Annotated in this window: 1 protein-coding gene; it reads left to right on the top strand. The window is 60.8% G+C overall.

The annotated features are described in order from the left end of the window. The coding region (locus AB3X94_RS41975; RefSeq protein ID WP_368614485.1) for a hypothetical protein at positions 1-370 on the top strand (370 nt) is incomplete at both ends.

Here is a 370-nt window from a genome sequence, read left to right as displayed (position 1 = left end):
CGTTACGACTTCGTGGAGGGTGGCAACACCACCAAGTACGAGTTCCATGTGGACGGCACGCAGAATGTCTCGCTGTTCGGCCCGAACGGCCAGCTCACCGAGTACGCGACGTTCGCCGCCAACGGCTTCAAGACACAGGACCGGTATTTCACGAACGCGACGGAGACCACGCGGTACGACTTCGTGGAGGGTGGCAACACCACCAAGTACGAGTTCCATGTGGACGGCTCGCAGAATGTCTCGCTGTTCGGCCCGAACGGCCAGCTCACCGAGTACGCGACGTTCGCCGCCAACGGCTTCAAGACACAGGACCGGTATTTCACGAACGCGACGGAGACCACGCGTTACGACTTCGTCGAGGGTGGCAACA

The sequence above is a fragment of the Paraburkholderia sp. BR10923 genome, assembly GCF_040948765.1.
Lineage (GTDB): Bacteria > Pseudomonadota > Gammaproteobacteria > Burkholderiales > Burkholderiaceae > Paraburkholderia > Paraburkholderia youngii.
The sequence above is the reverse complement of the archived record's forward strand: the minus strand, read 5'-3'. Positions and strand labels throughout refer to the sequence as shown.